Origin of the sequence: Bradyrhizobium sp. 2TAF36 (assembly GCF_052114925.1) — a bacterium.
Lineage (GTDB): Bacteria > Pseudomonadota > Alphaproteobacteria > Rhizobiales > Xanthobacteraceae > Bradyrhizobium > Bradyrhizobium barranii.
Window position 1 is genome coordinate 86,138 of record NZ_JBFRFR010000012.1, and the last position, 21,128, is coordinate 107,265.

A 21,128-nucleotide genomic window follows, 5' to 3' on the forward strand; every position below is an offset into this window, starting at 1 on the left:
GGCCCCATCCTATTTGATGTCGGAAGCGACTTGGACCTTCACCATCTTGTCGGGATCGGTGACGGCACCGCCGGCCGAACCGGGCGGTGCCTTCTTCAGCTTGTCGACGACGTCCATGCCCTGCACGACCTCGCCGATCACGGTGTACTGGTTATCCAGGCTGCCGCCGTCCGCGAACATGATGAAGAACTGCGAGTTGGCGCTGTCGACGCTGTCGCCGCGCCGCGCCATCCCGACGATACCGCGGGCGAAATGAACCTTGGAGAATTCCTGCTTCAGGTTCGGATATTTCGAGCCGCCGGTGCCGTTGAATTTCTCGCCATCGCCGGTCTGGGCCATGAAGCCGTCCATCACGCGATGGAAGGGCACGTTGTTGTAATAGCCCTCGCGCGCGAGCTGCTTGATGCGCTCGGCATGCTGGGGCGCAATGTCGTTCCGCAGCTTGATGACGATGCGGCCCTTGGTGGTATCGATGACGATGGCGTTGGCCTTGTCGAGGTTCGCTGGCAGCTGCTGCGCCACCGCCGGGACCGCACTGAAGAGCGCGGCAAAGATCGTGGCAAGAATTGCGAGACGACGGATCATGAGAACTCCGGATCAGGTAGGACGAAGAATTGCGCCGTTATCCGGCGAATTTGGCCTTGAGCAGGTTGGCGACGAGCGGCGGCACGAAGGTCGAGATATCTCCGCCCATGGCCGCGATTTGACGCACCAACGTGCCGGTAATTGGGCGGACGGCCGGAGAGGCCGGCAGGAACACGGTTTGGACGTCGGGCGCCATGGCGCCGTTCATCCCGGCGAGTTGCATCTCGTAGTCGAGGTCGGTGCCATCGCGCAGACCCCGAATCATGACAGTCGCGCCGTGCCTGCGTGCCGCGGTGACCGCAAGATCGTCGTAGGTCACGGCCTCGAGCGTGCAGCCGACCTGGGCCGCAACCGGCCCGCAGACGTCATGGAGCATCTTGAGCCGCTCCTCGGTTGAGAACAGCGGCTTCTTGCCGGGATGGACCCCGATCGCGACCACGAGCCGATCGCACAGGGGGACACTGTTCCGGACCACGTCCAGATGGCCGTTGGTGATGGGGTCAAAGGAACCCGGATAGAAGGCGATACGCGGCATGTCCCCGTCCTACCGCGCCCGGCCCGGCCCGGCAAGCCAGACGGGTTCCCTGCCGGTTTTTCGGCGGCGCCGAGTCGGAATTCCCCGAATTGTTTCGTCCTCGGGACGGCCATGAAACAAAACGAAGTGCGAACGAAACCATTTCGGGCGTCCGCGAAGACGTCCGGAAACTGGCCATGGTTACTAATCCACCCAACGAATGACGGGCCGCACAACTGGGCGTAGCGGCCGCATCACAGGGGACCGTCAATGATCAAGACCATCTCGGCCGTCGCTATTGCTGCGTTTGTTGCCGCCGCTCTCACCGTCCTTCCCGGTTTCGCTCCGTCCGTCGAAGCGAGCGTCCCGCAGCCGCTGGCCAAGAGCGACCGCCTCGATATCCGCACCGTCGGCAAGGACTGCTCGCAGCAGGCCTGGCCGAACTTCGAGGCGTCCTGCCTGCGCCAGGCCGGCACCAAGGCCAACATCCGCGAGGCCCGCCTCGTGACCGCCGACCGGACCCCGTAGTCGAACCTGTCAGCTTCGCGTCATATAAACCCCGAGATAAATCCCATGGATATTTGCGACGTCCCGTCGCAGACTGTCTGATATTCGCGCCCGTCGGAATGGCCCGGCGGGCGCGATCCCATCGGGGGGTCGACCTTGTCCAGTACGCCCGCAGTCGTTTCCGGCCATCACCCTGACCCTCTGCCAATTGCCATGACCATGGGCGCCCTCGGGGTGGTCTATGGCGATATCGGCACCAGCCCCCTCTACGCCCTGAAGGAAGCCGCCAAGGCGGCCGCCCATGGCGCTACGCTGACTCCCGAAGCTGTCCTGGGCGTTGCCTCGCTGATCCTCTGGGCCCTGCTGCTGATCATCTCGCTGAAATATGCGCTTCTGATCCTGCGCGCGGACAATCGCGGCGAAGGCGGCATCGTCGCGCTGCTGGCGCTGCTCCACGCCCGCCACGCCCAGTCCGGCACCTGGCGCGCGCATCTCCTGGTGGTCGGCCTCGTCGGCGCCGCCCTACTCTATGGCGACGGCGCGATCACCCCGGCCATCTCGGTGCTCTCAGCCATCGAAGGCCTCAAGGTCGATGCGCCCTCGCTCGCGCCGGTCGTCGTGCCCATCACCGTCGCCATCCTGATCGGGCTGTTCATGATCCAGAAGCAGGGCACGGGCTTCATCGGCCGCATCTTCGGGCCGGTGATGCTGGCCTGGTTCTTCGTGCTGGCCGCGCTCGGCGTCCACGGCATCGTCAAGGCCCCGGCCGTGCTCGCGGCACTGAGCCCGCTCTATGCCTTCAACTTCCTGATCCACCAGGACTTCCACATCTCCTTCGCGATCCTCGGCGCCGCCTTCCTGGCGGTGACCGGCGGCGAAGCCATGTACGCCGACATGGGGCATTTCGGCCGCTTCCCGATCCGGCTCGCCTGGTTCGCGATCTGCCTGCCCGCGTTGGTGCTGAACTATTTTGGGCAGGCCGCGCTGCTGATCACCGATCCCGCGATGATCGAGAACCCCTTCTTTCAGCTCTGCCCGGACGCCCTGCACTATCCGCTGGTCGCCTTCTCGGCGCTCGCGACCGTGATCGCCTCGCAGGCGATCATCTCCGGCGTGTTCTCGCTGACCCAGCAATCGATCCAGCTCGGCTTCCTGCCGCGCATGCAGATCCGCCACACCACGAGCCATGCGATGGGCCAGATCTACGTGCCGCTGGTGAACTGGCTGCTCGCTGCCGCAACGCTCGGCGCGGTCCTGAGCTTCGGCACCTCGGAAGCGCTCGCCGGCGCCTACGGCATCGCGGTGTCGCTGCTGGCGCAGCGGCGTGAAGCTGGTCGAAGCGGCGCGCGCGAAGCTGCGCCAGCCCGAGGAGGACCTGATCGAGACCGCGGTCAACAAGTGCCGCGCCAGACTGCCCGGGACCGCCGTCTTCCTGGCATCCGCGCCGCGCGGCGTGCCGCTGGCGCTGACGCAATTCGTCAAGCACAACCACGTGCTGCATGAGCGCATCGTCCTCGTCACCGTGCTGATCGAGGAATCCCCGCACATCACCGATGAAGACCGCGCCGAGGTGATCGAGATCATCCCCGGTATCACTCGCGTGGTCCTGCATTACGGTTTCATGCAGAATCCGACGATCTATGCCGGCCTGACGCTCGCCTGCCGCCAGGGCAAGCTGCCCGGCATCGACCTCTCCGACATCACCTACTATGTCGGCCGCGAGACCATTATCCCTAGCGAGGACATCCCGGGCATGTGGGTCTGGCGCGAAGGCCTGTTCGCCTTCCTCCAGCGCAACGCCGAACGCTCCGCCGCGTTCTTCGGCGTGCCGACCAGGCAGGTGGTGGAGTTCGGGACCGAGCTGGAGATCTGATCGTCGTGCGGATCGCCCGTTCAGGGCAAGGCAGGCTTCGCACCACGCGTCTCGATGAGATGCCGATCACCGACAGGTAGAGCTCGTCACGCCCGCTTACCCGGGAGTGTGCGACATTCGCGCGCACCTCAATCTTGTCTGGCCCATCACCAGACATACGCAGCAACAAATTCCAATGTTTTGTCGATCAGTTAGCTTCGCTTTTTTAGAAGTTCTAAGAATGCCTCCAATTATGACGTTTCGAGTGATTCAAAATTTGTCCAACTCGACGCTCGCAATCTCGCCATCTAACACGCGCGAGGGTGCGAAGTCGCGTGAGGTCAGAAGGATCATCCCGCCGGCGCGGCGATCGCCGGATGGGGCGCTGACATGGAATGCGATGGACACGGCCTGCGTGGTCGTGCGGACTATTTTTTAAGGAACACTTTCAAGAGCACAGCCAGCGCACTCACACTGGGCTGCTTGCTGATGGCCGTCACGCCGGTGAACGCGCAGAACACTGGCCAATCCGGTGCATCCGCGTTGCCGCCGGTGACGGTCGACGCACCCGTTCAGCGCGCGCAACGTCCGGTCCAGGTCCGGCGCAACGCATCGGCGCGGCGCAGTGCGAGCCAGCGGTCCGCTCAACAGGCCAACCGTTCGACAGTACAGCCGGAGCCCCAAGCGCTGGTGGGAACAGCAGCGCGCGTCAACGCCGGCACCAACGGGTTCGTCGCCACCCGCGCCTCCGGCGCCACCAAGACGGATGCGCCGATCATGTCGACGCCGGCATCGATCGCCGTCATCACTCGCGACGAAATGAATGTGCGGCGCGCCCAGAGCGTCCGCGACCTCTTGCGCTACGCGCCAGGAATCTATTTCAGCAACGATACCGATTTCCGCTTTCAGAACGTCAGCGCGCGCGGCTTCAGCCTCGAAACATATCTGGACGGGCTGCGGCTCCAGGGCGGACCGTTCGGTGCGCCGCGGGTCGATCCCTATTTGCTCGAGCGCGCCGAGGTGATCACCGGGCCGGCATCAATTCTCTACGGCGCCGCCTCGCCCGGCGGCATCCTCAACCTCGTCAGCAAGCGCCCGACTGAAAATCCGTTCGGAGAAGTCTCCCTGCAAACCGGCTCGTTCAACCGGATCCAGGGCGCCTTCGATGTCGGCGGCCCCGTCGACAAGGACAAGACGCTGCTCTACCGCGTCACCGGTATCGGCCTCAACGCCGACACCCAGGTCGACAATATCGGCGAGCAAAGATTTTCGATCGCGCCGGCCTGGACGTGGCGTCCGAGTATCGACACCACCATCACCTTCCTGACGAGCTACCGGCAGGACCCGAAGGGTGGTGCCTTCGCGCTCTTGCCGATCCAGGGCACGCTGGTGCCGGGGACGTTCGGGCAGATCCCGCGCAATTTCTTTGCCGGCGATCTCAACTACGAGACTCTCAAATACAAGCAGGCAACCGCCGGCTACGAGTTCGAGCATCGTTTCGACGACGTCTTCACGGTGCGCCAGAACGTACGCTACCTGCACAATGAGCTCAGCTATGTCGAAGTGCAGCCCGGCGGGTTCACGACGACGGGCGCGGGCGGCACGCTCCGGCTGGTCGACGGCCGCACGATCAACCGGAGCTACTTCTCGACCAACGAGAACCTCGACACATTCGCTGCCGACAACCAGCTCCAGGCCAAGTTCAACATGGGACCGTTGCAGCACACGGTGCTTGCCGGCCTCGACTACCAGCGGTTCGACTTCAACAATCTCGCCCGTTTCGCGGCCACCAACACGCTCGACATCCTGGCGCCGAATTACACGCAGAACATCGCCGTCCCCACGGCGCTCTTCCAGAACCTCGACCAGCACCTGTCGCAGCGCGGCCTCTACGTCCAGGACGAGGCCAGGCTCGGCCGGCTCACCGTCCTCGGCGGAGTCCGCTACGACTGGGCCGAGGGTAATACCTTGGCGCAGAACACCGGCGTTCGCGTCCTGAACGACGACCAGAAGCCAACCGGCCGCATTGGCGCGATCTACAATTTCGACAACGGCATTGCGCCCTATGTCAGCTACTCGACCTCGTTCCAGCCGACCTCGGTCGGCACGAACGGCCAACCGTTCAAGCCGACCACCGGCGAGCAGTATGAAGGCGGCGTGAAGTATCAGCCGGTCGGGACCAATCTGATGTTCACTGCCGCGGTCTACGATCTCAAGCAGCAGAACGTGGCAACGGTCATCAGCGGCCCCGGCATTCCCGCCAACACCACGGCGCAGGTTGGCGAGGTCAGCTCGCGCGGGTTCGAAGGATCCGTCGTCGGCAGCCCCCTGCCCGGCCTGAGCCTGCGCGGGCAGTACTCCTATCTCGACAACCGGATCAGCTCGCCCCAGGACGTGAATTTCGGCAAGCGGCTCGCCAACGTCCCGATGCACACCGCCTCGCTCTGGGCCAACTATCTGGTGCAGGGCGGTCCGGCGACCGGTTTCGGCTTCGGCGGCGGCGTCCGCTACGTCCACGACATGTACACGACCAACGCCAACAATCTGACGGTTCCGACCATCGTGCCGGGCGTCTTCCTGCCCGCCGCCACCGTTCCGTCCAGCACGGTGTTCGATGCGGTGCTGTCCTATGATTTCGGGATGCGGTATCAGCAGTGGAAGGGCCTCAGTGCGGCGGTGAACGTCAACAACGTGTTCGACAAGACCTATGTCTCGTTATGCACGGCCGGCAGCTGCCGCTGGGCGCTGGGGCGCACGGTGCTGGCGACGCTGACCTACCGGTGGTGAGGGGATGACAGCACAGTCAGTCAAATGGTGTTCGCTGGTCCACAAATGGACCAGCCTGGTCTGCACGCTATTCCTCCTGATGCTTTGCATCACCGGGCTCCCACTGATCTTTCATGACGAGATCGACGAGCTCTTCAAGTCAGAAGCCTCGGCCCGAGAGCTCCCGGCGGATACTCCGCAGGCTCCGCTAAGCCGGCTGGTCGACGCCGCCAAGGCGCGCTATCCGCAGCGCTATCTCCAGGTGCTCGGCTGGGACGACGATCGCGCTAACGTCGTCAACGTATTCCTCTCGGCTACGCCCGAAGCTCCCCCCGGCCAACGTTTCCTGAAGCTGTCATTCGATTCCAGAACCGCCGAATTGATCGGCGAAGACACGCAGCAGGGCGGCCTGATGAGCGCCATCCGCATGTTCCACCGCGACATGTTCTTGGGGTTGCCGGGTGAACTGTTTCTCGGCGTCATGGGCCTGCTGTTTGTCATCGCGATCGTTTCCGGCATCATGCTCTACGCGCCCTTCATGCGCCGGCTCAACTTCGGCACGGTGCGTCGTATCGGCGCGTCGCGGGTCAAATGGCTCGACCTGCACAATCTGATCGGCGGAGTGACTCTCATATGGCTGCTTGCCGTCGGCGTCACCGGTGTCATCAACACGATATCGTTGCCGCTGTTCTCCGCCTGGCGCGCGGACGTGATGCCGGAGCTGATCGCGCCGCACTTGGGCAAGCCGCCGCTTGCGAAATGGGCCGACGTCGACGACGTCACGGCCGCAGCACGTCGGGCGCTCGACGGCAACACGCCGGCCAGCATCATCTTTCCGACGGTCGCACGGTTCGGGACACCACGGCACTTCATCGTCTGGACCAAGGGCACGACGCCGATCACCTCGCGCCTGTTCACGCCCGCGATGCTCGACGCCGAAACCGGGCAGCTCGTCACCGCGCGTGGCCTGCCGTGGTATCTCAGGGCGTTGCAGGTATCGCGCCCGCTTCATTTCGGGGACTACGGCAGCCTGCCGCTGAAGATCATCTGGGCGCTGTTCGATCTTGCCGCCATCGTCGTGCTTGCCAGCGGCGTCTATCTCTGGCTCGGCAAGCGCAAATCACCTCGCTTCACCACGCGCGCGCAGGACGGGCCGCCTGTCGTAGCGACATCCGGGATCCGTCCATGAAGCGCGAGCGCCACACCATGGACGAGATCTTTCGCTGGCCGCTCCTGCTCGGGGGGCTCATCCTTGTCGGGCTGGCGTCGGCGCTGTTCGGCGACGATGGCTGGGACGCGCTGTCCTGGGCAGCACTGGCAATTCCGCTGGCCGTGCTCGGCTGGAAGGCATCGCGCCAGCCGCATCTTCCAGGATCATAGGCCGGACACCGGCGCGTTGTGCCGTGCCGGACCTATCCGGTTGATTGCAACCGTCAACGGAGACGACACCTGACGGGATCGGCTCGATCTACGAACCGTTCCCATTCTCGCCGTTCCCGCTATCGGCCTCTTCCGTGATGTGCTCGACCGAGACGACGTGCTCGTCCTCGGCGGTGTCGAACACGATCACGCCCTGGGTCGAGCGGCCGGCGACGCGGATGCCTTCGACCGGGCAGCGGATCAGCTGGCCCTTGTCCGTGACCAGCATGATCTGGTCGGCGTCTTCCACCGGGAACGAGGCCACCAGGTTGCCGTTGCGGTTGTTGACGCTCATGGCGACGATGCCTTTGCCGCCGCGGCCAGTGGTGCGGTACTCGTAGGACGAGGTCCGCTTGCCGTAGCCGTTGACGGAGACGGTGAGCACGACCTGCTCGGCCGCCGACATCTCGACATAGCGCTCCTGCGGGAGCTGGAAGCTGCCGGAGGTCGTCTCTTCGGCCTCGGCATCCGCCGGAGCCTCGTCGACCACGGCTTCGCCGGCCACCGCACGGCGCATCTTCAAATAGGCCGAACGTTCGTCCGAGGTGGTCTCCATGTGGCGCAAGATGGCCAGCGAGATCACCTTGTCGCCCTCGGCAAGCGCAATGCCGCGCACGCCCATGGAAGTGCGGCCGGTAAACACGCGCACGTCGGGCACGGGGAAGCGGATGCACTGGCCGCCGGCGCCGGTCAAAAGCACGTCGTCGCGCTCGGTGCAGATCTGCACGTCCACGATCGCTTCATTCTCGTCCAGCTTCATGGCGATGATGCCGGAGCGGCGGACGTCGACGAAGTCGGACAGCTTGTTGCGCCGGACGTTGCCGCCGGTGGTGGCGAACATCACGTCGAGGTTGCCCCAGGTCGATTCATCCTCCGGCAGCGGCATGATGGTGGTGATGCGCTCGCCCTGCTCCAGCGGCAGGATGTTGATCAGCGCCTTGCCGCGCGCGTTCGGCGCGGCCATCGGCAGGCGCCAGACCTTCTCCTTGTAGACCTGGCCGCGCGAGGAGAAGAACAGCACCGGCGTATGCGTGGAGGCCACGAACAGGCGGCTGACGAAATCCTCGTCGCGGGTCTGCATGCCGGCGCGGCCCTTGCCGCCGCGGCGCTGCGCCCGGTAGGCCGACAGCGGCACGCGCTTGACGTAGCCGGCGTGGGAGACGGTGACGACCATGTCCTCGCGCTGGATCAGGTCCTCGTCCTCGACCTCGCCTTCCTGCTCGATGATCACGGTGCGGCGCGGGGTCGCGAACTCGGCCTTCACCTCGGCAAGCTCGGTCTTGATAATGCCCAGCACGCGCGCGCGCGAGCGCAGGATGTCGAGATAGTCGGCGATCTCGCCGGCGAGCTTGTCGAGCTCGTCGCGGATTTCGTCGCGGCCGAGCGCGGTGAGGCGCTGAAGGCGCAGGTCGAGAATGGCCCTCGCCTGCTCCATCGACAGCCGGATCGTGCCGTCCTCGCTGATGCGGTGACGCGGATCGTCGATCAGCGTCAGCATGTCCTCGACGTCCCGTGCCGGCCAGTCGCGCGCCATCAGGGTGTCGCGGGCAGTGGTCGGGTCGGGCGAGGTCCGGATGACGCGGATCATCTCGTCGATATTGGCGACCGCGATCGCCAGACCGACCAGGATGTGGGCGCGATCGCGCGCCTTGGCGAGCAGGAACTTGGTACGCCGCGTGACGACCCGCTCGCGGAAGTCAACGAAGATCGCCAGCAGATCCTTCAGATGCATGATCCGCGGACGGCCGCTGTCGAGCGCCACCATGTTGACGCCGAAGCTCGTCTGCAGCGGCGTGAATCGGTACAGCTGATTGAGCACCACATCCGGCACGGCGTCGCGCTTCAATTCGATCACGACACGGTAGCCGTCGCGGTCGGATTCATCGCGCAGGTCGCCGATGCCCTCGATCTTCTTTTCCTTGACCAGCTCGGCGATGCGCTCGACCATCGTCGCCTTGTTCACCTGGTAGGGAATCTCGGTGATGATGATCGCCTCGCGCTCCTTGCGGATGGTCTCGATCGCGACCTTGCCGCGCATGACGATGGAGCCGCGACCGAGGTGGTAGGCGGCGCGGATGCCCGCGCGTCCGAGAATGACGCCGCCGGTCGGGAAATCCGGTCCCGGAACGATGTTGATGAGTTCCTCGATGGTGAGCGCAGGATTGTCGATCAACGCGACGCAGGCGTCGATGACCTCGCCGAGATTGTGCGGCGGGATGTTGGTGGCCATGCCGACCGCGATGCCGCCCGCCCCGTTGACCAGGAGGTTCGGGAACTTGGCCGGCAGGACCGACGGCTCGGTTTCGTTGTTGTCGTAGTTCGGCTGGAAGTCGACGGTGTCCTTGTCGATGTCGGCCAGCAGAGCCAACGCCACCTTCGTCAGTCGCGCTTCGGTGTACCGATAGGCGGCCGGGGGATCGCCGTCGACCGAGCCGAAATTGCCCTGGCCGTCGATGAGCGGCACGCGCATCGAGAAGTCCTGCGCCATCCGGACCATGGCGTCGTAGATCGACTGGTCGCCATGCGGATGGTATTTACCGATGACGTCACCGACCACGCGCGCCGACTTGACGTACTTCTTGTCGGGCGTGTGCCCCTGCTCGTTCATCGAGTAGAGGATGCGACGATGAACCGGCTTCAACCCGTCGCGCGCATCGGGCAGCGCACGCGCCACGATCACGCTCATCGCGTAATCGAGGTAGGACTTCTTCATCTCCTCGTAGATGGAAACGGGACGAATGTCCGAGGGTTGCGCCGGCTGGTCGCCGGGCTTGTTGTCGTCGTCAGCCAAGGGGAAATCCGGTGAGATTTTATCTGGGAATCATATAGCGCATCGCCCCCCTGATAACCACCCTTGCGAGGTCTGGGGAAGCGGTTTTTCCGACTGTTTTTCCAGAGACTTACGAGCTCAGCACCACTGCCTCGAGGGAAGCCGGAATGAGCCGCATGGAACCACGTCCTAGGCTCCGAAAATCACCCGGTGCATGATCCGTCCAGGCACCAGCGTGAACAGCCCGGCAATCACGAGCGCGCCGACGAACGTCATGATCATGATGCGCCGGTGATCGGCGACCCGATGGGTGTGCGCCCGCCACACCGCGAGCGGTAGCATCACCAGCGTGAAGATCGACAGGAGATGGATCGGGCTGAACGGCCCGACCAGGCGGATCTGATGGATCCAGAACGACGAGGCCGCCACCACCGCCATCAGCGCCACCCAGATCCAGCCGATCGTCCGGTGCGGCAGCGTGCCTTTGGGGGCGGCAAACTGAACGAGGCCGAGCACGAAGGCGGCCATGGCGGCAAAGGCGTGCAGCGGGATCGCTGGAGCGGCCTCAAGCAGCGGCGCAACGCTCATGCAGGGCTTTCTCCGATCGACGGCCGACCCATGTAAATAGGATTAACATCAAGTTAATATCATTCACATCACGCCTCGTCAAAGGCCTGAGGCAGCACACGCAAAAACCGAGCTTTGCCCATCAATTGGTAAGGAATCCTGTCGTTCTAGGCGAGCAAGGTGACATCAGGGGCGAAGCGCCCCCGCCCGCCTCAGAACGGGATATCGTCGTCCATGTCGCTGTTGCGGCCACCACCACCGCCGCCGCCGGCGGCAACGGCACGGCGCGGCGYGCTGCTGACGGGACCGGAGGAGCCGAAATCGCCGCCCGGCTCGTCGCCGAAGCTGCCGCCTCCACCGCCGCCGCGGCCGTCGAGCATCGTCAGGGTCGAGTTGAAGCCCTGGAGCACGACCTCGGTGGAGTACTTCTCGGCGCCGCTCTGGTCGGTCCATTTGCGGGTCTGGAGCGCGCCCTCGATGTAAACCTTCGCGCCCTTCTTCAGGTACTGCTCGGCGACCTTGCAGAGCCCTTCATTGAAGATCACGACGCGATGCCACTCGGTCTTTTCCTTGCGCTCGCCGCTATTCTTGTCGCGCCAGGTCTCCGAGGTGGCGATGCTCAAATTCGCGATCGGCCGCCCGTCCTGGGTGCGGCGGATTTCGGGATCCTTGCCGAGATTTCCAACCAGAATGACCTTGTTGACGCTTCCCGCCATCGCCGCTCTCCACTCCGAATGCCACTGAATTTTAGAAGGCCCGGGACGCGCCCGCGTCCTCTGCAACCTGTTGACGCGACCCTATACGCTTGCGCGGACGGATCGGCCCGTCACCCCTCCACTTATCCCCACATATAGCACCCCTGGCCGGCTCGTTCCAGATTTGTTCTTATGACACCCCTCACCTTGTTGCGTTGGCAAGACGACACCGCGTTGCACAAAGACGGCCTGCGCCAAATGGAATTTCCCCGAATTCCTGAGGACGGCGAAACAGCTTAACATTCATCAAGTTAGAAGCAGTTCAGATGCCGCCCGACTGTTGCATTCCGGAGACGGACTCCGCCTCCCGCCTAAGCTACGCTTGGCTCGGAATTAGATTCTTATTGGCGTTGCGCCTGATCAACCGCTTCGGGGACTTCGAGAAGCGGACCGAAACTGGGGGAGACTGCAATGAATAAGATTTTGATTGGTACTATTGGTGCAATCGCGTTGGGGCTGTCGGCTCCCGCAAGCGCGGCAGATCTCGCTGCGCGTCCCTACACCAAGGCTCCGGCACCGATGATCGCGACCATCTACGACTGGAGCGGCTTCTACATCGGTATCAACGGCGGCGGCGGCACCAGTCACAAGTGCTGGGACGTCGATATCGGCGGTGGCGTTCTCGTAGGCGAAGGCTGCCACAACGCGACCGGCGGCACGGTCGGCGGCCAGGTCGGCTACCGCTGGCAGTCAGCCAACTGGGTGTTCGGCTTCGAAGGCCAGGGCAACTGGGCCGATTTCTCGGGTGACAACATCAGTGCGATCAGCGGCCTGCGCGATCGTTCGAAGATCAACGCGTTCGGCCTGATTACCGGTCAGGTCGGTTACGCCTGGAACAACGTCCTGGTCTACGTGAAGGGCGGCGGCGCCGTCGTCAGCGATCGCTACCGCAGCTTCGACGTCGCCAGCGGCCTCGAGTTCGACCGGGCCAACGAGACCCGTTGGGGCGGCACCGTGGGTGCGGGCGTCGAGTTCGGATTCGCCCCGAACTGGACCGTGGGTTTCGAATACGACCACATCTTCCTCGGCAACCGCACCATCAGCTTCACCGGATCCGGCAATTTCGCCCCGCTCGGCGTCGCCACACGCTCCGATCGCATCAGCCAGGACGTCGATATCGGCCTCGTCCGCGTGAACTATCGCTGGGGCGGCCCGCTGATCGCAAGATACTGACATCTCTCTGGGATCGCTTGGAGATCAAAGGCCGGCCTCGCGCCGGCCTTTTTGCGTGGGCAATGGGAATTATAGGTCAGTCACCGTTACGTTTTGCGATTATTGTGGCTTTTAGGAGACACAACTTGCGGCTTTGCTGATGTAAGCACGACATCAGTTGGACCACGGCGTCCGATGTCCTTCCGAACGCACGGAAGGCAAAAACAGAAACCGGGACTGGGATTAGTTTGAAAATGAAGAAGGTTTTGTTGGCTTCGGCCTGTTTGTTCGCTCTCGCTGCTCCGGCTTCGGCCGCTGATCTCGCGGCGCGCCCCTACACCAAGGCTCCGGTGGCGGTGGCCTCGGTCTACAACTGGACCGGCTTCTACCTCGGTATCGTCGGCGGCGGCGCCTGGGAAAACGGTTCCGGCGACCCGAAGATGAAGGGTGGCTTCGTCGGCGGCACCGCCGGCTACAACTGGCAGACCGGCAACGTCGTGTTCGGCGTCGAGGCTGATGGTTCCTGGGCTGACGTCAGCGCTTCGGCGACCGGCGCCACTGTTGTTCCCGGCTTCGGCGTTGTGACCGCAACGGCGAGCTCGAAGACCGATGCCATGGGCACCGTGCGCGGCCGTATCGGCTACGCCGTCAATCAGGTCCTGTTCTACGGCACCGGCGGCTACGCCTGGATCGACAACAAGATCAGCCTCTCCGCTCTCGGCTTGACCGCGTCGGACAGCAAGTGGCACTCCGGCTGGACCGTTGGTGCGGGCGTCGAGGCGTTCTTCGCTCCGCAGTGGTCGGTCAAGGGCGAGTACCTCTATCGCAGCCTCGGCGGCGAGACCTACTTCTCGGGCGCCCTGCCCACCGGCACGCTCAACTTCCACACCGTGCAGGTCGGCGTGAACTATCACTTCGGGGGCCCGGTGGTCGCGAAGTACTGAGCTTCGCTTCCAACGCACCGCGTTACGAAAGGCCGGCCTTGCGCCGGCCTTTTTGTTTTCGCGCGTACCGATCCAGGCCTACCGATTCCCAACGTTTTCGGGGAGAGCTGTGGCATCCCGGTGACACAACCTTCGGCTTCAATGGTGTAGAGCGATGACATCGGTTGGGTCATTGGGTCGGCCGTTTTTCGCCGACAAAGAGAAACGAAACTGGGGAATTGAAATGAAGAAGGTTTTGCTGGCCTCGGCCAGTCTGTTCGCACTCAGCGCGTTGGCTCCCGCCTCGGCGGCCGATTTGGCGGCCCGTCCCTACACCAAGGCGCCCATTGCTGTGGCCTCGATCTACAACTGGTCCGGCTTCTACCTCGGCATCAACGGCGGCGGCGCTTCGAGCCGCAACTGCTGGGATGTCAATAATATCTTCGGCGTTGCGGGTCCGGACACGGCTGAAGGCTGTCACAATGCGACAGGCGGCGTCGTCGGCGGCCAGATCGGTTATCGCTGGCAGTCGGCCAACTGGGTGTTCGGCCTTGAAGCCCAGGGCGACTGGGCCAACCTGAAGGGTTCGAATACGAGCTTGGTGCTTGCCCCGCCCCCGCTGGTCAACCAGACCAAGATCGATGGGATTGGCTTGTTCACCGGCCAGGTCGGCTATGCCTGGAACAACGTGCTCTGGTACGTGAAGGGCGGCGCGGCCGTCACGCACGCCAAGTACAACGGTCTAATCGGCGGCGTTGTCCTCGACAGCGCAAGCGAGACGCGCTGGGGCGGCGCGGTCGGCACCGGCCTCGAATTCGGTTTCGCGCCGAACTGGTCCGTTGCGATCGAATACGACCATCTGTTCATGGGCCGCCGCAATGTCAGCTTTACGTTTATCGGTTTCAACGACCGCATCGACCGTATCAAGCAGGACGTCGATATGGGCACCGTTCGCCTGAACTACACCTTCGGCGGCCCGGTCGTGGCGAAGTACTAAGCTTCGCCTCCGACGCCATCGCGTTACGAAAGGCCGGCCTTGCGCCGGCCTTTTTGTTTTCGCGCGTACGGCATGAGCGTTTGCGGACAAGTTCCATTTTTCGGCGCGCTGTGACCCTCCGGTGACAGACTGTCGCACCTCGAAGGTTGTATCGAAGATCGCAACAACTTTGGCCTTGGGGGGTCCGTCTTGAACAAGTTTATGCTTGCCGCCGCCGGCATCGTCGCGATGACCACGTCCGTTTCGGCGGCCGATCTGGCGGCGAGGCCCTACACCAAAGCTCCTGCCCCGATGATCGGCACGGTCTACGATTGGAGCGGCTTCTACATCGGCGCCAACGGTGGTGGCGGCTGGAGCCATAATTGCTGGGACATCGTCACCAACATCCTCGGTGCGCCGGTCACTCCCCCCGCGTCGGAGGGCTGCCACACCGCGACCGGCGGCGTGGCTGGCGGCCAGGCCGGCTTTCGCTGGCAAAGCGCGTCGTGGGTGTTCGGCGTGGAAGGCCAGGGCGACTGGGCTCACCTTAGCGGCTCCAATGGACCGAGCCTGGCTGCCGGCGGCGTCGGCTCAGACCGCTCGAAGATCAACGCCTTCGGTCTCGTGACCGGCCAGGTCGGCTACGCCTGGAGCAATGTGCTGTTCTACGCGAAGGGTGGTGCGATGGTTGTGAGCGACAAATACGAGGGCTTCACCACCGCCACCGGCTTCGTGTTCGACAGGACGAATGAAACGCGCTGGGGCGGAGCGGTTGGTGCTGGCCTCGATTTCGGCGTAACGCTCAACATCGTGGTCGGCGTCGATTATGTGCACGGCTTCATGGGATCGCGCGACAACCGCTTTACGTTCAACAACGGCACGTTCTCGCGCGCCGATCGAATCCGCCAGGACGTTGACATTGCAACGGCCCGCGTCAGTTACAGGTTCGGCGGCCCCCTCATCGCCAAATACTGATCTTCGCCTCCGACGCCATCGCGTTACGAAAGGCCGGCCTTGCGCCGGCCTTTTTGTTTTCGCGCGAGGGTGCACCCAACCGTCTTGGAGTCGTGAGGCGCGCGCAAGGCGTCCGCGAATGGTTTTGGCGAGTTGGGGACGTGACATGAAGACGTGGATGCTGGCTGCGGTCAGCCTGTTCGCACTTGGCGCGGTCGCGCCGGCTACCGCCGCCGATCTCCCGATCTACAAGGCACCGGCGGCCGCCGTTCCCCTCTACGACTGGAGCGGCATCTATGTCGGCATCAACGGCGGCGGCGGGCTGCTGAGGCGTGACCCGCGCGCTCGGCGTCGCTGTCGATCCGGCCGTTGGCGAAGGCTGTCACAATGCGGGCGGTGGCACGATCGGCGGACAACTCGGCTATCGCTGGCAGAAGTCGCGCTGGGTGTTCGGCATCGAGGGCCAGGGCAACTGGGCCGACTTCAAGGGCAGCAATGTCAGCGTGGCGCTGCCGCTGTTCACCAACCAGACCAAGATCGACAGCTTCGGCCTGTTCACTGGCCAGATGGGCTACGCCGTCAACAACCTGCTCTTCTATGGCAAGGCCGGCGCCGCGGTGGCGCACGACAAGTACGACACCTTCGTCCCCGGCGTCCCGGCCGCGGTGTTCAACAGCGTCAACCAGACCCGCTGGGGCTACACCATCGGCATCGGCGTGGAATGGGGCTTTGCCGAGAACTGGTCGGTCGGCGGCGAGTACAACCATGTCTTCCTCGGCCATCACAGCGCCGACTTCGCAACGCTCGTCGGCGGCTTCGCCCCGCGCACCGACCGGATYGGCCAGGATATCGACATGGGCCTGATCCGCATCAATTACCGCTGGGGCGGCCCGGTCGTCGCCAAATACTGAGACCAAGCTTCCCTCAGGAACCTCCAAGTCCTGATCATGTGCGGATTGCCCCAAATCCGCATTCAAACGCGAACGAAGGGCTGGCCTCGCGCCGGCCCTTCGCATGTTCCGGGGGCCCTGCTCCTGCCAGATGCCGCCAGCGCGCCAACAATCCGTTGACGATTCGCACACGCCACTGGAAATCCGTCCCCGTTCTTCCTACGTTCGCTGCCATACCCATCGGCGCCGATCCCGGTTCCGGGCGACGCGCGCCTTTTTTGTTGGCGCGATCGCGCACCTTTGGGATTCCTTGAGGGCAACTCGGATGGATGAAGTGATCAAGGCGAAGCGCCAACAGCAGAACGCGGGATCCAGCCTGCGCGCAATTACGATTCGTGGCGCGCGCGAGCACAACCTCAAGAATGTCGACGTCGAGATTCCCCGCGACAAGCTGGTGGTGTTCACCGGGCTGTCAGGCTCCGGCAAATCCTCGCTCGCCTTCGACACCATCTATGCGGAGGGCCAGCGCCGCTACGTCGAATCGCTGTCGGCCTATGCGCGCCAGTTCCTGGAGATGATGCAGAAGCCTGATGTCGACCAGATCGACGGCCTGTCGCCGGCGATCTCGATCGAGCAGAAGACGACCTCGAAGAACCCGCGTTCGACCGTCGGCACCGTCACCGAGATCTACGACTACATGCGCCTGCTCTGGGCGCGCGTCGGCGTGCCCTATTCGCCCGCCACGGGTCTGCCGATCGAGAGCCAGACCGTCTCGCAGATGGTCGACCGCGTGCTGGCGCTGCCCGAAGGCACCCGCCTCTATCTGCTCGCCCCGGTCGTGCGCGGCCGCAAGGGCGAGTACCGCAAGGAACTCGCCGAATGGCTCAAGAAGGGTTTTCAGCGCGTCAAGATCGACGGCACCTTCCATGAGCTCGCGGAGGCGCCGACGCTCGACAAGAAATTTCCGCACGACATCGACGTCGTGGTCGACCGCATCGTGGTGCGCGCCGACATCGGCCAGCGCCTCGCCGAAAGCTTTGAGACCGCGCTGAAGCTCGCGGAGGGCCTCGCCGTCGTCGAGTTCGCCGATGCGCCTGCAGCGGCTGCGCCCGTCGAGGAGAAGAAGAAGACCGCAAAAATCCACGACAAGAGCGGGCCTGAGCGCATCCTGTTCTCGGAAAAATTCGCTTGCCCCGTCACCGGCTTCACGATTCCGGAGATCGAGCCGCGCCTATTCTCGTTCAACAATCCCTACGGCGCCTGCCCGGCCTGCGGCGGCCTCGGCGTCGAGCAGCATGTCGACGAGGACCTCGTCATCCCCGACAAGGAGCTCGCCATCGGCAAGGGCGCGATCGCGCCCTGGGCCAAGTCGTCATCGCCTTACTATATTCAGACGCTGACGGCGCTCGGCAAGCACTACAAGTTCACCCTGACCACCAAATGGAAGGATCTGCCGAAGAAGACGCAGAACGCGATCCTCCTTGGCTCGGGCGAGGACGAGATCAAGTTCTCCTACGAGGACGGCGTCCGCTCCTACGACACCAAGAAGCCGTTCGAGGGCGTCATCACCAACATCAACCGCCGCTATCGCGAGACCGAGAGCGAGTGGGCGCGCGAGGAGCTCGCAAAATATTTCCACGACGTCCCCTGCGAAGGCTGCAAGGGTTTCCGGCTGAAGCCCGAGGCGCTCTGCGTCAAGATCGGCGGCAAGCATATCGGCGAGATCTCGGAGCTGTCGGTCAGGAAGGCCGGCGAATGGTTCGAGACCGTGCCCGAGGCGCTGAACACGCAGCAGAACGAGATCGCCGGCCGCATCCTCAAGGAGATTCGCGAGCGCCTCACCTTCCTGCTCGACGTCGGCCTCAACTACCTCACTCTGTCCCGCTCCTCCGGCACGCTGTCCGGCGGCGAGAGCCAGCGCATCCGCCTCGCCTCGCAGATCGGCTCGGGACTGACTGGCGTGCTCTACGTGCTGGACGAGCCCTCGATCGGCCTGCACCAGCGCGACAACGCCCGCCTGCTCGATACGCTGAAGCGCCTGCGCGACCTCGGCAACACCGTGATCGTGGTCGAGCATGACGAGGACGCGATCCTGCTTGCCGACTACGTCCTCGACATCGGGCCCGGCGCCGGCATGCATGGCGGCAACATCGTCGCCGAAGGCACGCCCGCCGAGATCATGCGCAACCCGAAATCGCTCACCGGCAAATATCTCACCGGCGAGCTCGAGGTCGAGGTGCCGGAGCGGCGCCCGCCGAACCATCGCCGCACCATCAAGGTGGTCAACGCGCGCGGCAACAACCTTAAGAACGTCACGGCCGAGATTCCGCTGGGCCTGTTCACGGCCGTCACCGGCGTCTCCGGCGGCGGCAAGTCGACGCTGCTGATCGACACGCTCTACAAGGCCATCGCCCGCAAGCTGAACAACGCTAGCGAAGGCGCCGCACCCCACGATCGCATCGAGGGCCTCGAGCACATCGACAAGATCATCGACATCGACCAGTCGCCGATCGGCCGCACCCCGCGCTCGAACCCCGCGACCTATACCGGCGCCTTCACGCCGATCCGCGAATGGTTCGCCGGCCTGCCCGAAGCGAAGGCGCGCGGCTACGAGCCCGGCCGCTTCTCCTTCAACGTCAAGGGCGGCCGCTGCGAGGCCTGCCAGGGCGACGGCGTCATCAAGATCGAGATGCACTTCCTGCCCGACGTCTACGTCACCTGCGACGTCTGCAAGGGCAAGCGTTACAACCGCGAGACGCTGGAGGTCCTGTTCAAGGGCAAGAGCATCGCCGACGTGCTCGACATGACCGTCGAGGAAGCCGCCGACTTCTTCAAGGCGGTGCCGCGCGTGCGCGAGACCTTCCAGACCCTGCACCGCGTCGGGCTCGATTACATCCATGTCGGCCAGCAGGCGACGACCCTGTCGGGCGGCGAAGCCCAGCGCGTCAAGCTCGCGAAGGAGCTGTCGAAGCGCGCCACCGGCCGCACGCTCTACATCCTGGACGAGCCGACCACCGGCCTGCACTTCCACGACGTCAAGAAGCTGCTTGAGGTGCTGCACGAGCTCGTCGCACAGGGCAACACGGTCGTCGTCATCGAGCACAATCTCGAAGTCATCAAGACGGCCGACTGGGTCATCGACCTCGGCCCCGAAGGCGGCGACGGCGGCGGCGAGATCGTCGCCTGGGGCCCGCCGGAGGACATCGCGAAAGCGCCGCGGAGCTACACGGGGAAGTTTCTGGAGCCGGTGCTGAAGAAGGCACGGAAGCCGAAGCGGAGGAGCACGAGCGAGGCGGCGGAGTAGAGTTCATTCCGCCTCGTCCGCGGGATCATCGGGGAAAGGCTGCAAGTGTCCGCGATGCCCAGCCGCACCTACATGCTCTTCCGCAAGGCAATCCTCGCCGAGCAGCAGGTAACCTGCATCTACGAGGGGCGTTATCGCGAGCTCTGCCCCCACATCATCGGCACCAACAAGATGGGTGAGGAAGCCGTCCTCGCCTGGCAATTTGGCGGCGAGAGCAGCGGACCGCTGCCGCAATGGCGATGCCTGAAGCTCGCCAATATCACCAACGCCCGCACGCGCGATGGCCCCTGGCACGAGGGCGGCTCTCACCGGACTACTCAGACCTGCGTCAGCAACATCRATCTCGACATCAATGTTCACGTGCGCAGGTTGCGGTGACGCACATGCGTCCCACGGCTGACGGGCTTGCCGGCCATGATCGCAGGGTTGATTTCAATGCGCTCGTGTCGCATGGGTGTCCTCGAATTCTTCTAAATAATAGCCGCCACGTCTCGTTTGTCAGCGAACTCCAAAACCTCCTCCATGCACTACTCCCTCGCCATCTTCGATCTCGACGGCACACTGGCCGACAGCTTTCCGTGGTTCCTGCGCACCATCAACGATGTCGCCGATCGCTTCAATTTTCGCCGCGTCGCGGATGACGAAATCGAAGCGCTGCGACATGCCTCGTCGCGCGAGATCCTCGCCCGGCTCGAGGTGCCGCTGTGGAAGCTGCCGGCGATCGCGCGGCATGCGCGGCGGCTGAAGGCGGAGGCGGCGGCGGAGATTCCCCTATTCGCCGGCGTCGAGACGATGCTGCAGACGCTGGCCGGGAACGGCGTGCAGCTCGCGCTGGTGACGTCGGATAGCGAAGCCAATGCGCGCGAGAAGCTCGGCGAGTCCGCCGCCCTGTTCGCGCATTTCGACTGCGCGGCGTCGCTGTTCGGCAAGCCCGCGAAATTCCGCCGCGTGATCCGGCGCGCGGGCGTGGAGCCAGGCCGCGTGATCGCGATCGGCGACGAGGTCCGCGACATCGAGGCGGCGCGCGCGGTAGGGATTGCCTGCGGCGCGGTGAGTTGGGGCTACGCCGCGCCGGCGGCGCTGCGGGCGCTTGCGCCCGATCACATGTTCGCGCAGATGGATGAGATCGCAGACGTGGTCTGCCGGATTTCGCTCAAGGCCTGATCCGCAATCGGCCCCCCCGGCCCAAGGAGA

Annotated in this window: 16 protein-coding genes and 2 pseudogenes; 13 read left to right on the plus strand and 5 right to left on the minus strand. The window is 64.2% G+C overall.

Translation table 11 applies throughout. The features are described from left to right. Nucleotides 1–9: 9 nt before the first annotated feature. Nucleotides 10–585, minus strand: coding sequence for a peptidylprolyl isomerase (locus AB4Z51_RS09160; RefSeq protein WP_135213705.1), 576 nt, complete (start codon nucleotides 583–585; stop codon nucleotides 10–12). A 37-nt stretch (nucleotides 586–622) separates the two neighbouring features. Continuing rightward, nucleotides 623–1,120 carry a pantetheine-phosphate adenylyltransferase gene (gene coaD, locus AB4Z51_RS09165; protein ID WP_085404698.1) on the minus strand — a complete coding sequence of 166 codons (498 nt, stop codon included), beginning with the start codon at nucleotides 1,118–1,120 and terminating at the stop codon, nucleotides 623–625. A 249-nt stretch (nucleotides 1,121–1,369) separates the two neighbouring features. Here coaD and AB4Z51_RS09170 point away from each other — a divergent pair, with 249 nt between their 5' ends. From AB4Z51_RS09170 to AB4Z51_RS09190, 5 genes and pseudogenes are all read left to right on the plus strand, one after another. Further along, nucleotides 1,370–1,627: a hypothetical protein gene (locus AB4Z51_RS09170; RefSeq protein WP_135213706.1), complete on the plus strand. Its 258-nt coding sequence runs from the start codon at nucleotides 1,370–1,372 to the stop codon at nucleotides 1,625–1,627. Between the two features lie 192 nt (nucleotides 1,628–1,819). After that, nucleotides 1,820–3,479, plus strand: a pseudogene (locus AB4Z51_RS09175) (potassium transporter Kup). A 468-nt stretch (nucleotides 3,480–3,947) separates the two neighbouring features. Continuing rightward, a complete protein-coding gene (locus tag AB4Z51_RS09180; protein WP_441497307.1) occupies nucleotides 3,948–6,245 on the plus strand; it encodes a TonB-dependent siderophore receptor in 2,298 nt (765 codons plus the stop codon). A gap of 4 nt (nucleotides 6,246–6,249) precedes the next feature. Continuing rightward, nucleotides 6,250–7,413, plus strand: a complete 1,164-nt coding sequence (locus AB4Z51_RS09185) for a PepSY-associated TM helix domain-containing protein (RefSeq protein ID WP_135213709.1) — start codon at nucleotides 6,250–6,252, stop codon at nucleotides 7,411–7,413. Further along, nucleotides 7,410–7,604 (plus strand): hypothetical protein, encoded by a 195-nt coding sequence (locus AB4Z51_RS09190; RefSeq protein WP_071913707.1) that lies wholly within the window; start codon nucleotides 7,410–7,412, stop codon nucleotides 7,602–7,604. Before AB4Z51_RS09185 ends, AB4Z51_RS09190 begins: the two co-directional genes overlap by 4 nt. Before the next feature lie 88 nt (nucleotides 7,605–7,692). Here the strand turns inward: AB4Z51_RS09190 and gyrA are convergent, their stop codons facing one another. The 3 genes from gyrA to AB4Z51_RS09205 all read right to left on the minus strand — a co-directional run bounded on the left by gyrA (nucleotide 7,693) and on the right by AB4Z51_RS09205 (nucleotide 11,696). Continuing rightward, on the minus strand, nucleotides 7,693–10,434 hold the full coding sequence (gene gyrA, locus AB4Z51_RS09195; protein ID WP_135213710.1) for a DNA gyrase subunit A: 2,742 nt from the start codon (nucleotides 10,432–10,434) through the stop codon (nucleotides 7,693–7,695). 168 nt (nucleotides 10,435–10,602) lie between these two features. Continuing rightward, on the minus strand, nucleotides 10,603–11,001 hold the full coding sequence (locus AB4Z51_RS09200; RefSeq protein ID WP_063983161.1) for a DUF2306 domain-containing protein: 399 nt from the start codon (nucleotides 10,999–11,001) through the stop codon (nucleotides 10,603–10,605). Between the two features lie 191 nt (nucleotides 11,002–11,192). After that, entirely contained in the window at nucleotides 11,193–11,696 is a 504-nt protein-coding gene (locus AB4Z51_RS09205; protein WP_441497308.1) for a single-stranded DNA-binding protein, read from the minus strand. A gap of 450 nt (nucleotides 11,697–12,146) precedes the next feature. On the opposite strand from AB4Z51_RS09205, the gene AB4Z51_RS09210 reads away from it, so the two are divergent. From AB4Z51_RS09210 to AB4Z51_RS09245, 8 genes and pseudogenes are all read left to right on the plus strand, one after another. Further along, complete coding sequence (locus AB4Z51_RS09210) at nucleotides 12,147–12,908, plus strand: outer membrane protein (RefSeq protein ID WP_071913701.1); 762 nt, start codon at nucleotides 12,147–12,149, stop codon at nucleotides 12,906–12,908. 233 nt (nucleotides 12,909–13,141) lie between these two features. Beyond that, nucleotides 13,142–13,831, plus strand: coding sequence for an outer membrane protein (locus AB4Z51_RS09215; protein ID WP_071913698.1), 690 nt, complete (start codon nucleotides 13,142–13,144; stop codon nucleotides 13,829–13,831). Between the two features lie 223 nt (nucleotides 13,832–14,054). Further along, nucleotides 14,055–14,807: an outer membrane protein gene (locus AB4Z51_RS09220; protein WP_439036677.1), complete on the plus strand. Its 753-nt coding sequence runs from the start codon at nucleotides 14,055–14,057 to the stop codon at nucleotides 14,805–14,807. Between the two features lie 189 nt (nucleotides 14,808–14,996). Continuing rightward, nucleotides 14,997–15,761 carry an outer membrane protein gene (locus AB4Z51_RS09225; protein ID WP_441497309.1) on the plus strand — a complete coding sequence of 255 codons (765 nt, stop codon included), beginning with the start codon at nucleotides 14,997–14,999 and terminating at the stop codon, nucleotides 15,759–15,761. A gap of 145 nt (nucleotides 15,762–15,906) precedes the next feature. Continuing rightward, a pseudogene (locus AB4Z51_RS09230) lies at nucleotides 15,907–16,651 on the plus strand (outer membrane protein). A gap of 304 nt (nucleotides 16,652–16,955) precedes the next feature. After that, the gene (gene uvrA / locus AB4Z51_RS09235; protein ID WP_135213711.1) at nucleotides 16,956–19,934 is read left to right on the plus strand and encodes an excinuclease ABC subunit UvrA; all 2,979 of its coding nucleotides are present in this window, start codon (nucleotides 16,956–16,958) and stop codon (nucleotides 19,932–19,934) included. A gap of 45 nt (nucleotides 19,935–19,979) precedes the next feature. Continuing rightward, nucleotides 19,980–20,312, plus strand: a complete 333-nt coding sequence (locus AB4Z51_RS09240; protein ID WP_441497310.1) for a hypothetical protein — start codon at nucleotides 19,980–19,982, stop codon at nucleotides 20,310–20,312. Nucleotides 20,313–20,456: 144 nt separating this feature from the next. Continuing rightward, nucleotides 20,457–21,098 (plus strand): HAD-IA family hydrolase, encoded by a 642-nt coding sequence (locus AB4Z51_RS09245; protein WP_135213713.1) that lies wholly within the window; start codon nucleotides 20,457–20,459, stop codon nucleotides 21,096–21,098. Nucleotides 21,099–21,128 lie beyond the last annotated feature (30 nt).

Bases quoted from the DNA above. Each gene is read 5' to 3' on its own strand.
- AB4Z51_RS09160 (WP_135213705.1), bottom strand. From the start codon at position 585: ATGATCCGTCGTCTCGCAATTCTTGCCACGATCTTTGCCGCGCTCTTC.
- coaD (WP_085404698.1), bottom strand. From the start codon at position 1,120: ATGCCGCGTATCGCCTTCTATCCGGGTTCCTTTGACCCCATCACCAAC.
- AB4Z51_RS09170 (WP_135213706.1), top strand. From the start codon at position 1,370: ATGATCAAGACCATCTCGGCCGTCGCTATTGCTGCGTTTGTTGCCGCC.
- AB4Z51_RS09180 (WP_441497307.1), top strand. From the start codon at position 3,948: ATGGCCGTCACGCCGGTGAACGCGCAGAACACTGGCCAATCCGGTGCA.
- AB4Z51_RS09185 (WP_135213709.1), top strand. From the start codon at position 6,250: ATGACAGCACAGTCAGTCAAATGGTGTTCGCTGGTCCACAAATGGACC.
- AB4Z51_RS09190 (WP_071913707.1), top strand. From the start codon at position 7,410: ATGAAGCGCGAGCGCCACACCATGGACGAGATCTTTCGCTGGCCGCTC.
- AB4Z51_RS09200 (WP_063983161.1), bottom strand. From the start codon at position 11,001: ATGAGCGTTGCGCCGCTGCTTGAGGCCGCTCCAGCGATCCCGCTGCAC.
- AB4Z51_RS09210 (WP_071913701.1), top strand. From the start codon at position 12,147: ATGAATAAGATTTTGATTGGTACTATTGGTGCAATCGCGTTGGGGCTG.
- AB4Z51_RS09215 (WP_071913698.1), top strand. From the start codon at position 13,142: ATGAAGAAGGTTTTGTTGGCTTCGGCCTGTTTGTTCGCTCTCGCTGCT.
- AB4Z51_RS09220 (WP_439036677.1), top strand. From the start codon at position 14,055: ATGAAGAAGGTTTTGCTGGCCTCGGCCAGTCTGTTCGCACTCAGCGCG.
- uvrA (WP_135213711.1), top strand. From the start codon at position 16,956: ATGGATGAAGTGATCAAGGCGAAGCGCCAACAGCAGAACGCGGGATCC.
- AB4Z51_RS09245 (WP_135213713.1), top strand. From the start codon at position 20,457: ATGCACTACTCCCTCGCCATCTTCGATCTCGACGGCACACTGGCCGAC.